Consider the following 13,858-nt stretch of genomic DNA (forward strand, 5'->3'; position numbering starts at 1 on the left):
TAACCTGCTTAAATATAAGCAATCTCCAATTTATTAACCTTCCTTAACATTAAAGCAAGGCTTGTTAACCTCCGTTTGACAGGCCCCGGACTACATTAGCAGGCAGTAAAACATCTCTATGTTAAAACAACTTCTACTACTTATCGCATGCTGTGCCGGGCTGGCAGCGCACGCGCAAAAAAACGGTACTATCAGTGGCAATGTAACAGATACCCTGGCTGGTAAGCCGGTGGAATCTGCTACTATTACATTGTTACAAAAGAAAGACTCTTCACTGGTGAGCTTCACCATGACCGATAGTAAAGGGCACTTTGAGCTTTCGGGCATCGGAAACGGGGAATACCGGTTGTTGATCACACATATAAAATACCATGCTGCAAGCCGGGCAGTCAGCATCAATGCCGGCCAGACACATGTGACTGTTCCGGCGATAGCATTACACGATTTGAGCAGGCAGCTCAGCGAAGTAGAAGTAGCTGCGGAAGCACCACCGGTAACATTGGTGGGCGATACGGTGCAGTACAATGCCGGCTCCTTTAAAACGCCGCCAAATGCGAGTGTAGAGCAGTTACTGAAAAAAATGCCCGGCATACAGGTCAACAAAAACGGCAGCATCAAAGCCCAGGGGCAGAAGGTAAACCGTGTGCTGGTAGACGGCAAGGAATTCTTCGGCACCGATCCTAAGATTGCAACCAAAAATCTGCCTGCCGATGCAGTTGATAAGGTACAGGTATACGACCGGATGAGCGATGCGGCGCAACTGACCGGCTTCGATGACGGCAACAGCGAAAAAACGATCAACCTCAAACTGAAGCGGGATAAGAAGAAAGGGCTCTTTGGTAAAGCCATGGCCGGAGGTGGTAACAATGGGCGTTATGAAAGCCGCTTTAATATTAACTCTTTTAAAGGGGCTCGCCAGCTCTCCGCTATCGGCATGGGCAATAACACCAATGCAGAGGGCTTTTCTTTTATGGATATGATGAACTTTAGCGGGGAACTGAACCGTATGCGCCAAAGTGGTGGCGGCACCATGAGCTTTACCATGAACTCAGACGATCCGATGGCTGCTATGATGGGGGCCAACAACTATGGTATCAATACCATTTTCGGAGGAGGTCTGAATTACAATAATATGATAGGAAAGAAAACTGATTTCACCAGCAACTATTTCTTTAACCGTTACAGCCCTCAACAGGAGAGCCAGACAGAGCGCCAATACTTCCTGCCGGATTCGTCGTACTTCTATCACCAGCAGGCCAACAGCAATACGATCAGCAATACCCACCGGCTGAATATGAGCGCCGATATCAAAATCGATTCCTTCCACTCTGTGAAAATCACCTCTTCCGGAGGCTACCAGGAAACCTCCGGAAGTAGCAACAGTACCTACGAAACGCTGACCGGCAAAGGCGTTCCGGCTATACGCGGATTTAACAACAGCTCGTCCAATGGTACCGGGTCTAATTTCAGCAATGATGTGTTGTTCCGGAAAAAATTCCGCCGCAGCGGCCGTACCTTTTCCTTACAGCTGCAAAACAGCTATAACAAAAGCAACGGCAACAGCTACCTGTTGTCCGGCAACCAGTTCCTATTGCACCAACAGCCTACGAACGATACCATTCATCAGCAAACCAATACTTCCGGAAGCCTGAACAGCTACAATGCCAGGGCCGTGTATACAGAACCGTTATTCAAACGATCGCTGCTGGAAGCCAGCATAGGCCACAGTTCTTCTCAAAGTACATCCGACAGGACCACCTACGATTACAATGCTGCCAGCGGAAAATTTGATCAGCTGAACAAACCGCTCAGCAACAATTTTGAAAACGTTTACGGATATACGAATGCAGGATTGCGCATACGTACCAGGCAGAAGAAATATAATTTCGCATTAGGGCTTAACTGGCAACAGGCCGCCCTGGAAGGTAAGATCATTTCCGGTGTGAAAGATTCCATCATCCGGCAAACGTTCTATAACCTGCTGCCATCCATGCGATTCCAATACAATTTCACCAAATACCGGAATCTCAGTATTAACTACGCAGCTATCACCAATCAGCCCACGTTGTCGCAGTTACAACCTGTTCCTGACATCTCCGATCCACTCAATATCAAAGAAGGTAACCCCAACCTGAAACAGGAATTTACACATGCGCTGCAAATGAATTTCATTTCGGTGAATCCCTTCAGGAATAAAAACCTGTTTGCGTTCTTCAATCTGCAGGAAACACAGCATAAGATAGTAAACAGCGATGTGGTGGATAGTCTTGGCGTGAAAAGAACCCGGCCTGTAAATGTAAACGGCGTCTATAATATGAGCGGTACCGTACAACTCGGACTCCCCTTGCCAATATGGAAAGGTAACGTCAATATCAGCGCCAACACCGGCTATACGAAAACAGAGCAGTTTATCAACAAGGCCGCTAATACCATACGCAGCTTCACGCTCGGACCCGGACTCCGGTTCAATCTGAACCCAACGGAAAAAATTGACCTATCGCTCAGCGCGGGACTTAACTACTACCAGACCTCCTACTCCCTTCAGTCGGCCCTCAGTACCCGGTACTTTTCGCAGCAGTATGAAGGAGAGTTCAACTGGCAGCTGCCTTCCAATTTCTTCTTCAACACCAGCTTCACCTATATTATCAACAACGGGCGAACAAATGGTTACAATACACGCGTACCCATTTGTAATACTTCTTTCAGCAGGCAGTTCCTGCATTCCAACCGGGGAGAGCTGAAGCTGAGTGTGTATGATCTGTTCAATGAAAATGTGGGTATAAGCCGCAGTAGCAACCAGAACTACATTGAAGATATCCGGGTACGGAATCTTCAGCGTTATCTGTTGCTGAGCTTCACGTACAGCCTTAGTAAAAGTGGTCTTACCCAGGGGCGGGAGGCTGGCGGAATGAGGATGATAAGGCATTAAACGAAAGCGCCGGAAATGATTCCGGCGCTTTTTTTATTGACCTATTTTGATGGTGGTCGCTCTCCCTGAGGTCCTTTGCTGCATCTCTTTGAACATCTTATCACGTTCCTTATTAAATTCTTCTGTCGTTATTCTCTTTCCTTTAGTGGGCTCCTTTAACTCAGCCAGATCAACATCAGGCGATAAAGAGACGGCCCTGTAGGTAAGCGTCCCCATATCAAGACCGAGAATAAGCCCGGGCAGCTGCCCCTGTAGCTCAGGCCCCGCCGGCACCGGGATTTGCATAGTGAACCAGGCCACCATATTGGAAGTATCTGCTACCTCGGTAGTTTTCATTTCTCCATCCTTCATCGTGGTAGCGATTCTTTTACCAATATGCTGCGCCACTGCCTGCTGACAGGGATAATTCAGGATGGTGGTTGTCTCCCCGGTTATTTTCCAGTTCATTTTATGGATACTGTCTGTCAGCAGGTATTGCTTCCCTCCCAGTTCCATCTGCTTTACCGTACGGGAATCCTTAAAGCTGCTGAAGGTTTGCTCATCGTTTCCGGCCATGACAAATTTTACATGCATACCACTTTCAGCATCCGCCATATCGGCCTGAGCGTCTTCTTCATTCACGGCCCGTTGCAGCGCCTGCCCTTTACCGAACAGCACTTCTATTTTGTCTTTCCTGGACGTAGGCATCATTTGCGCCACTTCCTCTCCTACTCCTTGTAACATCACCTTCAACTGCATGGTACGCTCATATACTACCTTGCCCTGCTGTTGTTGTGCTCTGGCTATCTGTAGCCACAGGCAGCCCGGGAGCAGAAAAATAACTTTTTTCATATGGTATTAGTTTAGTCGGATAAAACTATCTTCTTCCCGGATCAAGAGAGGTTAATGAGCCTTGATTTAACGTTAATTTAGGTTAATGTTTTTCTCAACAGGCAGCAGGAAACAATACATTTGCAACATCAGAACTATGTATCCATATGAGGTATAAACTGTCTATACGGGTGACTGTTTTCCTGATTATACTTACCATCCTGTTCATTGCTGCCTTCCAGGGCTACTGGCTGTATAAGAATTATCAGGAAGAAAAGAAACTGTTTTCAACCCGTACCAATATCATCTTCAGGGAAACCGTATTCCGGCTCCAGGCTTCCAAATTCAAGCTGGATTCAACTGTTAGTGTACGAATACAGAACGGTACCGGCGCCATGGGCGTTGCCAATGTATTACGGAATGTAATAGAGGATAGCCTGCCGGCTGCTCACACAACCAGGCAGACCATGTACATTTCCGTTAATACCAGCACCAGCACTCCCATTGAATCAGCTGCTCTTGATAAAGATTCCGGAAACATACATTTCGCAGCGGCTAAACACATAGCTGCCGGAAGAGTATTCGGTTTCCTGTCGGATATGGATTCTCTCCAGCAGCCTATTACCCTGAAAGATGTTGCCACACGTTATAAGCAGGCACTGGATAAAGAAAAGATCAACGTGGCCTTCGCAGTTGACACCATTCCTACGCTGTTGAAAGGCGTGTGGCAGGCGTTTCCCGACGATCTGAACAGCAATATTGTTACAATAGGATTCACCCGCCCTGTCAGCTATCGCCTTTTGTTCAATAACAACACCTGGTACCTGTTGAAGCGTATCAGTCAGCCTATATGGATATCTTTCTTCCTGATGGCTATTACCATTCTCTCCTTCCTGATGGTATACCGCAATATGAAGCAGCAACAGAAACTGGCACAACTGAAAAACGATTTCATCAGTAATATCACTCATGAGCTGAAAACGCCCATTGCTACGGTTAGCGTGGCTATTGAAGCGCTGCGTAACTTCGATGCATTGGAGGATCGCAAAACAGCCAATGAGTACCTCGACATCTCCGCGAATGAGATCAGCCGGCTCAGTTTATTGGTCGACAAAGTGCTGAAGCTGACGATGTTCGAGAACCGGGAGATTGCGTTAAATAAAGAAAAGTTTAACTTAACTGATCTGGCCCGCGATATTATTGGTTCCATGAAATTGCAGTTTGAGAAACACCGCGCGTCAGTAGAGCTAAGCAGAACAGGGCACCGCTTCGATATTGTGGCGGATAAACTGCATATTGCCAGCGTCCTGTACAACCTGCTGGACAACGCACTGAAATACAGCCGGCAAAATCCGCAGATATTGGTGCAGTTGATTGATCACAAACAATACATCGAACTACGTGTAACCGACAACGGTATAGGCATAGCGAAGGAATACCGGCAACGGGTATTTGAAAAATTCTTCCGGGTACCCAACGGCAACCGGCATAATACCAAAGGCTACGGACTGGGGCTAAGCTATGTAGCACATATTGTACAACGGCATATGGGTTTTATTGAAGTAGAAAGCGAAGTGGGTAAAGGCAGTACATTCTCTATAAAGCTTCCTTTTGAAGAAGCGCCGGTCATTGATTACGATGGCAGGAAAGTTATCAGGAAAATGAAAATTGGCTGAGATGAAAATCAAAATTCTATACGCAGAAGATGAGTTATCATTGGGAAAGATTGTGAAGGAGAGCCTGCAACGCAGGAACTTTGAGGTAATATTGGAAAGCGACGGCGCTAATGTGCTGACGCTGTTCAGGCAAAGCAATCCAACCGTATGTGTGCTGGATGTGATGTTACCTAACAAAGACGGATTTGAGATTGCAACAGAAATACGCCGTATCAACCCCGATGTACCAATTCTTTTTCTCACTGCTAAAACGCAGACAGAAGACCTGGTAAAGGGCTTTACCCTCGGCGGCAACGATTACATACGGAAGCCGTTTAGTATGGAAGAACTGATTGTTCGTATAGATAATGTACTGCGCAAAAGCACTGTCAATTCCAATGCTACAGCAGATTTCATCCAGATCGGAAAATTCAGGTTTTATACCAACCGGCAGGTGCTGTTGCTGGATAGTGCGGAGCAGAAATTATCCTATAAAGAAAGCGAGTTGCTAAAGCTCTTATATGAAAAGCGTCAGGGAATCATAGACCGAAAAAACATACTGGACCAGCTATGGGGCCACGATTCCTTTTTCAACAGCCGCAACCTGGATGTTTATATCACCAGGTTGCGGATAAGATTGAAAGAAGATGAGAATTTGCAGATATTAACCATCAAGGGGATCGGATACCGGTTTGTGCTGAGTTAGCGCGGGTGTTTACTCGTCTTCCCCATTAGCGTTGCCGGTGAGCACTTCGCTCATATAATCCAGGAAAGGGCGCATACCTTTAAAGGTAAGGTCTACTTCATTCAGAAATCCCTTATCCAGTACTTCGTTGTCTGAGAAACGGCGGATCATCAGGTACTGCTTATAACGTAGTAAATCTTCTGCTTCGTGATCCGCATCATATCCCCGGGGTACTTTTTTTAACTGCTCGCCTTCCATTGTTTTGAACAATGTTTTGAAAGACTTACTATTCAGGATCTTCCGCAAGGGAGTGGGATCAAAAGCGATATCATCTCTTACCCGCTTCACATCGTCGGGTACCGGGCCCCAGAAGCCGCCCGCAATGAAGCTGTTCCCCGGCTCGATCTGGAAATAATACCCGCCCCGCCTGTATTTGGTGGCGCGTTTGAAACTGCCGCTCCAATGGGTCTTATACGGAGTTTTATCCTGCGAAAAACGGGTATCACGATAAATACGGAAAAGGCTTTTCTTTCCTGAAGGCGTTTCTATCACATCGTGTATAGAAAGTTTCGCCAATAGTGCATCTGCAAATATTTCTATATTATTCAGCTCCTTCAGGTAAACATCTTTACGCTCATTGAACCATTCACGATTGTTGTTCTTCTTCAGGTTCGTCATAAAATCAAATCCCGACTGAGGAATGACGGGTTGTCCGGTAGATTGCTTTGCCATGATTTGTTATCTTTTACCATCTCAAAGATAGGAAACAGCTGGCAGCTGTTTATCTTGTTTTTTCTTTTTTGTTGATGGAAGAAAAAAAATCCTACCTTCCTTCCTTCATCCTCCCTATAACTGCACACCTTGCATTTTCAGGCACCTACAACGCATTGTATGAAAGGTTTCATTGTTGTGTTTTTTATTCTCTTCATCACCCCTCACCTGTATGGCTACAACTATGGCGAACATAAGATCATAGGAGATGTTGCATTCATGAGGTTCGTACAAACTCAGCCGGACGTGGTGTTAGGTTATCTTAACATCCGGAAAGACGAGCAGAGTGGTTATTATTATTTCAACGACTTTTCGGGGCCCGACAGGCACCGGATCACTTATGGCATCCTGAACGGGCTCAGTGGCGATCATGAAGCCAATCCGCTGATGCTGGAAGAGCAGCTCAGGTATCAGAGCTCCGTCATGGAGCGGATTATACAGCTGCATGAACAGTATATCCGTATGGGTTATACAGCGGCCCCCGATGGGAAACTATCGAAACTTGACTTTAGCTACGCTTTAAAAGCAGCCGTGAATATCTCACACTTTTATGAATACCGCAGAGGCTTCACGGATCAGCTCCGGCATTTCAATAAAACTGATATCAAACAATGTGAAAATCCCTCCCTGGTAGATGGTATTTTTAAACGGCTGGGGAAAACGAATGCTATCAATATGTACGTAACCCTCCACGTACTGGCGATAGACCTGGCAGAACAGGCCGGAGCATGGAGCCGTAGCAACGATACTACCGCCCGGCAACTGCTATTCTATGCCTTTCTCTTCAACGCTTTTGCAGATCATTTCCTGGAAGATGCTTTTTCTGCAGGGCATCTGGTGGTGAACAGAACCATTTTCCAGTCGATCACTAATAACAAACCGCTGCACGACTTCTACTGCGCCAATGGCAGTAATGTAGTGAACCGGAAAGGGGAAATGTGGCATGCCTATGGCGATGGACAATTCAACAATCCTCATCACAGCTGGACCGGTGACACTACGCTGCCGGCTATACGTTATGCTGATTTCACGCCCGAATCCAATCGTGTCATACATGCTGTAAGCCTTTCATTGAGCGATCTGGCTGCCGCATTTCAGCGGGGTACCGGTAACGGATATACGCCCTTTCTGGCAGGTGTCCCCGACATAAAAGAGCAGCAGCCGCTTTATCTTATCCGGCATATTCCGGCGCTGGATTGGGTGCCCATTCCATACAAATCAGATCTGAATCCATTATTCGATGATCCGGCCATGATCACCACGGCTATACGAAAAACCAATCAACCGTTGCGATATCACGAATTCGTTCGCAGCCGGGTGGGCAACTCCCTGGTACTGGGCCTCAGCAGCGGTTTTTTCAGCAACCGCTACGTACGCGGACCAGAGATCAGGATCAATGCCGGCAACTTCAGCAGGAGGTTCGATTACAACAGCGACGGTGGTAAGAAAGGATTATTGGATCACTGGCTCGGCTATACGGTCAGTTACAGCTTCGCCAACCTGAAAGACGATAAAGCAGCCATTATCACCGCTACAGCCCAGCAGATAAGAGCAGGTATCAAAGGTAATTTCGACTACTGGATCAGCAACAAAAGGTTTCTGGCATTTTACAGCTATGTGGAAACCGGCGCCCAGTTCACTTCCGGCGGCACTCAGTTCATCTTTGTGCCTTCAGTTGGCTTTCAGTGGTCGTCGCTTTTCAATATCAACCCCCAAACCATGAAAAGCTGGGCGCGCATCCCGCTGCAATATCTGCTGCCCCTGAAGCTGAGATATGGTGTAATATTGTCGCCCCACGAAGTACCGAGGTATTTCTCAACAGCAGATATTGATATACTGCTGTGAAGAATTAAGAATAGGGAATGTGGAATTAAGAAACAGCGCGATTTACTATTATCAGCTTAGGTCTTCGCGCTGTTTCTTAATTCCACATTCCCTATTCTTAATTCTTAGTTCTATCTTTGCACGAATTAATTCAAAGCTATGGACTATTTTAAGGTAGCCGGGGTTTCTTATGCCAATCCGTTGTTTGTATTTGCATTGAGCGCGGAGGCTGCGGAAGAATTTGGAGAATATGCGCCTTTGATAACGGGCATTGGGAAAGTTAATGCGGCCTATCATCTTACTAAAAAAATACATACTAACAGGCCTGGTATTATTATAAATCTGGGTTCAGCGGGCAGCAATGCTTTTAAACGCGGAGAAGTGATCTGCTGTAGCAGGTTTATACAACGCGACATGGATGTAAGAGGGTTGGGATTTCAGCTGTATGAAACACCTCTTTCTGGTCAGGAACCGGTATTACGCTATGGCCTGGCACCGGAAGGCGTTGAGCACGGGGTTTGCGGCACCGGAGATAGTTTTGAAATGGATCATTCGGCAAAAGATTATAATGTGGTAGATATGGAAGCATATGCGCTGGCATTGGTTGCTCAAACGGAGCAGATCCCGTTCCTTTGCCTGAAATACATCTCGGATGGCGCGGATGGCGCCGCCGCAGATGACTGGCAAACCAGCGTGCATCAGGCAGCAGTAGCACTTAAAAAAGTTATATCCAGGCTTTAATATAAAAAAACGGAGATATGAAATTCAGCGCTTACGAAGAAGTATTCCAGGAGATATTGAACAGTCCGGCCCCTCAGCCACCGTACGATCATGCGGCTTATCTGGACTATGCGAAACTGAACTGGTCGAGGCAGCAACGCTGGCTGAAAACCGGGGTATTAAGCAATGAAGTTGTTGCAGCAGTAAAAACAATTGCAGCCCCGCAGCAATGGATCGTGATCACTGAGCCCTGGTGTGGCGATGCCGCGCACATCGTGCCTTTCCTGCAAATGATAGCTGCGCTGAATCCATTGATCAGCATCGATTACCAACTGAGAGACTCCCCTCCTTTCCTGATCAACAGCTACCTGACAGGTACCAGCAAATCTATACCCAAGCTGGTTATCAGAGATGCAGCAGGCGCGGATCTCGCCGTCTGGGGCCCGAGGCCGGCTGGTTGTCAGGAAGTATATAACCGTCTGATAGCAGAAAAAGCCGATTTTGAGCAGACAAAAATTGCACTGCAAAAGTGGTATAATGAAGATAAAGGGAAAAGTTTACAGGAAGAGTTGTTACCACTGTTGGTTAGCACCGTGCCGGCAGGTTGACTTTGAGCGTCCCGCATTTCTTACTATCTTGCAGTGATATCAACAGGTCATATGCTTTCGAAAACTGCAGAATATGCCCTGAGAGCGACGATCTACATCGCGCAAAAAGGGACAGAGAAAAATAAACTGAGCATCGATGAAATAGCCAATGGTATCGATTCACCCAAATCGTTTACCGCCAAAATACTACAACTCCTCACCCAGGACAACCGGGTGATCAGTTCTGTTCGTGGCCCCCATGGCGGTTTCTATCTGACAGATCATGCCCGGAAATTACCGGTTAAGGCAATTCTTGAAGCGGTAGAATCTGAGAACATCATCACTAAATGTGTACTGGGACTAAAAGAATGCTCAGAAACAAGGCCCTGCCCTATGCATGCCCAATACAAAACCATCAAGAAACAATTGAAACAAATGTTTGAAAAAACATCCATACAACAATTGGTGGAAGAGCTTAATAAAGGCAATTATTTTATCGATAACCTGAGCGGCCCCCGGAAACACCCCTGATTTTAACGGCTGATACCTTCTGCAGGCCAACAAACACGCGGCTTCCAGTCACTAAACCATCTTTTTTCATTTACACAAGTAAACTTTTTTGGAAAGCTTCTTAATAAAGGATAATTTTGTCTTTAAATATAAAGGACAAAACTATCCTTTATTAAGTATGCCGGTATTGTAAGGTCAGACGGGCTGGTTGTCGCTCGCGACGTTATACGCTATCATCACCACTATAAAATTTATCCTCATGCAACGTTTCTTTTTTCCAGCAACCATTTTACTTGCAGCACTGCTCATCTACAGCTGTGGTTCAGACACTAAACCTGCCACTGATAAAGCAGCGGCCGATTCCAGTCTGGCTTCTTCAGGCGCCAAAACAGCTACTGCTGCAACTGACGAAGCGAAAGGGCACGGCAAATTCACACAGGTAACGCTAACAGATCCTCCAGATCAGGCTATGGCTGGTAAAGGCAAAAGCACTTATGACGTCAAATGCGGCGCCTGTCATAAGCTCACCAATGAAAAACTGGTGGGTCCCGGATGGAAAGGTGTAACCGAAAGAAGAAAGCCTGAATGGATCATGAACTTCATCACCAATACAGACGAGATGATAGACAAAGATCCGGCTGCACAGGCCATGCTGGAAGAATGTATGGTACGTATGCCCAACCAGCACTTATCTGATGATGACGCCAGAAATGTGCTCGAGTTCATGCGGTCTAACGACGTAAAAAAATAATTACTGAATCTTATCCCATCGCTATATGAAAAAAACTAGCCTCATGCTGGGCCTGGCCGTAATTGCTGCTGCCACGCAAAGCTGTAAAATGAAAACGGCCGCTACTGCCGTACAAGGGGATGCTGCCGCTAAAACCTATGTAGCTCCTGGTAAATACGATGAGTATTATAATTTCGTTTCCGGTGGTTTCAACGGACAGGTATCTGTTTATGGATTGCCTTCCGGCAGGCTGCTGAAAATCATTCCTGTATTTTCTGTTTTCCCGGAAAACGGTTATGGCTACAACGAGGAAACCAAAGCCATGCTCAACACCACCAATGGTCCTGTTCCCTGGGATGATCAACATCACCTGGATCTGTCGCAAACCAACGGCGAGCAGGATGGACGCTGGCTTTTTGCCAATGCCAATAACACTCCCCGCGTAGCAAGAATTGATCTGACTACTTTCAAAACAATGGAAATACTTCAGATCCCCAACAGCGCAGGTAACCACTCCTCTCCTTTTATTACCGAAAATACAGAGTATGTGGTGGCCGGTACCCGTTTCTCTGTGCCACTCGGCGCTGAAGACGTTCCTATCAGTTCTTTTAAGGATAATTTCCACAGCACGGCCTCTTTTATAAGCGTGGATAAAAATACCGGGAAGATGAATATTGCATTCCAGATTGTGCTGCCGGGCATGAATCTCGACCTGAGCCATGCTGGTAAAGGGCCTTCTCACGACTGGTTCTTCTTTTCGAGCTATAATACCGAGCAGGCCTATACGTTGCTGGAAGTAAACGCTTCGCAGAAAGATAAAGACTTTATTGTTGCCGTTAACTGGAAGAAGGCAGAAGAATATGCCAAAGCCGGTAAGGGCAGGAAAGTCAATGCACCGTATGCCCACAATACCTTCGATGAGCATAAACAAACTGCTACCTCTGTTATCGAAAATGAAGTGTTGTTATTAGATCCCAAAGATTGTCCCGATATGGTGTATATGATACCCTGTCCGAAATCTCCGCACGGTTGCGACATTGATCCATCCGGAGAATATATTGTCGGCAGTGGTAAACTGGCTGCGCTTATACCGGTATTCGCATTCAGTAAAATCACCAAAGCTATCAGCGATAAACAATTCGAAGGCGACTTTAAAGGTATCCCCATCATCAAATACGAAGCTGCTCTGTTCGGAGAAGTGAAGAAGCCCGGTCTTGGGCCACTTCACACGGAATTCGATGGCAGAGGCAATGCTTATACTTCCATGTTTCTTTCTTCCGAGGTGGTGAAATGGAGCCTTAAAGATCTCAAAGTGCTGGATCGGGCACCTACTTATTATTCCGTTGGGCACCTGATGATACCCGGAGGCGATACCAAAAAACCTGCAGGAAAATACCTGGTGGCGTACAATAAAATTACGAAAGACCGCTACCTGCCTACTGGTCCTGAGCTGGCGCAATCCGCCCAGCTGTATGACATTTCCGGCGATAAAATGCAGCTGATACTGGATTATCCTACCGTAGGGGAACCTCACTATGCCCAAGCATGTGCCGCTGGCCTGATCAGGGATAAACAGGTGAAGTTTTATGATATCAATAAAAACGGACACGATTACGTATCCCTTGGGGAGAAGAATGCCAAAGTAGTCCGCAAGGGCAACCGGGTTGATGTATACATGACCGCTATCAGATCGCACCTGGTGCCGGATAATATTGAAGGGGTATATGTGGGCGATGAAGTCTACTTCCATGTCACCAACCTGGAGCAGGACTGGGATATTCCGCATGGCTTTGCCATCAAGAACAATCCGAACGCCGAGCTGCTGATCATGCCGGGCGAAACAGTGACCATGAAGTTCATGCCTGATAAACAGGGTATCTACCCGTTCTACTGCACCGACTTCTGCTCTGCCCTGCACCAGGAAATGTCGGGCTACCTGCGCGTATCTCCCAAGGGCAGTAATGTTCCGCTGAAATTTGGCACCGGAGATAATATCCAAACTGTTGCAACAAAATAGTCTCATATAACCGGCAGCACACGATGTGCTGCCGGTTTCAAGCTGGATGTATGAAGCGATTATCTAATGCCGGACGTATCAGTATTCCTGTTGTGATATTCTTCCTGGCCACTTTATGGCTCTTCCCGATGTGGCGCATCGATCTGAGGGCCCCGCAGTACCCGGATGGTTTGACCATGCATATCTGGATCAATGATGTAAAAGGCGACGTACCAATTATCAACGGGTTGAATCACTATATTGGTATGAAAACAATCCATAAGGAAGACTTCCTCGAATTTAAATTCATGCCCCTCGCTATCCTGGGATTTATGGTAACAGGAGTATTCATCTATTTTTTCAGGAAGAAGACATTTTACTATATATGGGCCGTCCTATTCGTTCTTATTGCGATTGCTTCGTTTACTGATTTCTATCTCTGGGAATATAATTATGGGCATCACCTGGATCCGGCGGCACCAATAAAGGTACCGGGGATGTCGTATCAACCGCCACTGCTCGGCTATAAAAAACTGCTGAATTTCGAGGTGCTGTCGCAACCTGATGTTGCCGGATGGTTCTACTGTGCCGCCGGGCTAATACTGGTTTCAACTTCGTTCTATGAATGGAAAAAGAAATAA

12 protein-coding genes are annotated in these 13,858 nt (G+C 46.5%); 10 read left to right on the top strand and 2 right to left on the bottom strand.

The features are described from left to right. The first annotated feature begins 118 nt into the window (after window positions 1-118). Window positions 119-2,929: an outer membrane beta-barrel family protein gene (locus UNH61_RS16485; RefSeq protein ID WP_326993067.1), complete on the top strand. Its 2,811-nt coding sequence runs from the start codon at window positions 119-121 to the stop codon at window positions 2,927-2,929. Between the two features lie 33 nt (window positions 2,930-2,962). On the opposite strand, the gene UNH61_RS16490 is transcribed toward UNH61_RS16485, so the two are convergent. After that, on the bottom strand, window positions 2,963-3,760 hold the full coding sequence (locus tag UNH61_RS16490; RefSeq protein ID WP_326993068.1) for a GLPGLI family protein: 798 nt from the start codon (window positions 3,758-3,760) through the stop codon (window positions 2,963-2,965). 146 nt (window positions 3,761-3,906) lie between these two features. Between UNH61_RS16490 and UNH61_RS16495 the strand changes: the two genes are divergently transcribed. Next, entirely contained in the window at window positions 3,907-5,415 is a 1,509-nt protein-coding gene (locus UNH61_RS16495; RefSeq protein WP_326993069.1) for a HAMP domain-containing sensor histidine kinase, read from the top strand. Between the two features lies 1 nt (window position 5,416). Continuing rightward, window positions 5,417-6,100, top strand: a complete 684-nt coding sequence (locus tag UNH61_RS16500; RefSeq protein WP_326993070.1) for a response regulator transcription factor — start codon at window positions 5,417-5,419, stop codon at window positions 6,098-6,100. A gap of 9 nt (window positions 6,101-6,109) precedes the next feature. On the opposite strand, the gene UNH61_RS16505 is transcribed toward UNH61_RS16500, so the two are convergent. Continuing rightward, entirely contained in the window at window positions 6,110-6,811 is a 702-nt protein-coding gene (locus tag UNH61_RS16505; RefSeq protein ID WP_326993071.1) for a DUF2461 domain-containing protein, read from the bottom strand. 159 nt (window positions 6,812-6,970) lie between these two features. Here UNH61_RS16505 and UNH61_RS16510 point away from each other — a divergent pair, with 159 nt between their 5' ends. From UNH61_RS16510 to UNH61_RS16540, 7 genes are all read left to right on the top strand, one after another. Further along, window positions 6,971-8,695, top strand: coding sequence for a hypothetical protein (locus UNH61_RS16510; protein WP_326993072.1), 1,725 nt, complete (start codon window positions 6,971-6,973; stop codon window positions 8,693-8,695). A 138-nt stretch (window positions 8,696-8,833) separates the two neighbouring features. Further along, window positions 8,834-9,415, top strand: coding sequence for a hypothetical protein (locus tag UNH61_RS16515; RefSeq protein WP_326993073.1), 582 nt, complete (start codon window positions 8,834-8,836; stop codon window positions 9,413-9,415). Between the two features lie 17 nt (window positions 9,416-9,432). Next, entirely contained in the window at window positions 9,433-10,002 is a 570-nt protein-coding gene (locus UNH61_RS16520) for a thioredoxin family protein (RefSeq protein WP_326993074.1), read from the top strand. Between the two features lie 51 nt (window positions 10,003-10,053). Beyond that, window positions 10,054-10,512: an Rrf2 family transcriptional regulator gene (locus UNH61_RS16525; protein WP_326993075.1), complete on the top strand. Its 459-nt coding sequence runs from the start codon at window positions 10,054-10,056 to the stop codon at window positions 10,510-10,512. A 238-nt stretch (window positions 10,513-10,750) separates the two neighbouring features. Then, a complete protein-coding gene (locus UNH61_RS16530) occupies window positions 10,751-11,242 on the top strand; it encodes a cytochrome c (protein ID WP_326993076.1) in 492 nt (163 codons plus the stop codon). A gap of 25 nt (window positions 11,243-11,267) precedes the next feature. After that, complete coding sequence (nosZ, locus tag UNH61_RS16535) at window positions 11,268-13,238, top strand: Sec-dependent nitrous-oxide reductase (RefSeq protein WP_326993077.1); 1,971 nt, start codon at window positions 11,268-11,270, stop codon at window positions 13,236-13,238. A 50-nt stretch (window positions 13,239-13,288) separates the two neighbouring features. Then, on the top strand, window positions 13,289-13,858 hold the full coding sequence (locus tag UNH61_RS16540) for a hypothetical protein (RefSeq protein WP_326993078.1): 570 nt from the start codon (window positions 13,289-13,291) through the stop codon (window positions 13,856-13,858).

The sequence above is a fragment of the Chitinophaga sp. 180180018-3 genome (assembly GCF_037893185.1).
Taxonomy (GTDB): Bacteria; Bacteroidota; Bacteroidia; order Chitinophagales; family Chitinophagaceae; genus Chitinophaga.

Excerpts from the sequence above, each read along its gene's own strand:
- UNH61_RS16485 (WP_326993067.1), top strand. The coding sequence starts at position 119 with ATGTTAAAACAACTTCTACTACTTATCGCATGCTGTGCCGGGCTGGCA.
- UNH61_RS16530 (WP_326993076.1), top strand. The coding sequence starts at position 10,751 with ATGCAACGTTTCTTTTTTCCAGCAACCATTTTACTTGCAGCACTGCTC.
- UNH61_RS16540 (WP_326993078.1), top strand. The coding sequence starts at position 13,289 with ATGAAGCGATTATCTAATGCCGGACGTATCAGTATTCCTGTTGTGATA.
- nosZ (WP_326993077.1), top strand. The coding sequence starts at position 11,268 with ATGAAAAAAACTAGCCTCATGCTGGGCCTGGCCGTAATTGCTGCTGCC.
- UNH61_RS16510 (WP_326993072.1), top strand. The coding sequence starts at position 6,971 with ATGAAAGGTTTCATTGTTGTGTTTTTTATTCTCTTCATCACCCCTCAC.
- UNH61_RS16505 (WP_326993071.1), bottom strand. The coding sequence starts at position 6,811 with ATGGCAAAGCAATCTACCGGACAACCCGTCATTCCTCAGTCGGGATTT.
- UNH61_RS16495 (WP_326993069.1), top strand. The coding sequence starts at position 3,907 with ATGAGGTATAAACTGTCTATACGGGTGACTGTTTTCCTGATTATACTT.
- UNH61_RS16525 (WP_326993075.1), top strand. The coding sequence starts at position 10,054 with ATGCTTTCGAAAACTGCAGAATATGCCCTGAGAGCGACGATCTACATC.
- UNH61_RS16515 (WP_326993073.1), top strand. The coding sequence starts at position 8,834 with ATGGACTATTTTAAGGTAGCCGGGGTTTCTTATGCCAATCCGTTGTTT.
- UNH61_RS16490 (WP_326993068.1), bottom strand. The coding sequence starts at position 3,760 with ATGAAAAAAGTTATTTTTCTGCTCCCGGGCTGCCTGTGGCTACAGATA.
- UNH61_RS16520 (WP_326993074.1), top strand. The coding sequence starts at position 9,433 with ATGAAATTCAGCGCTTACGAAGAAGTATTCCAGGAGATATTGAACAGT.
- UNH61_RS16500 (WP_326993070.1), top strand. The coding sequence starts at position 5,417 with ATGAAAATCAAAATTCTATACGCAGAAGATGAGTTATCATTGGGAAAG.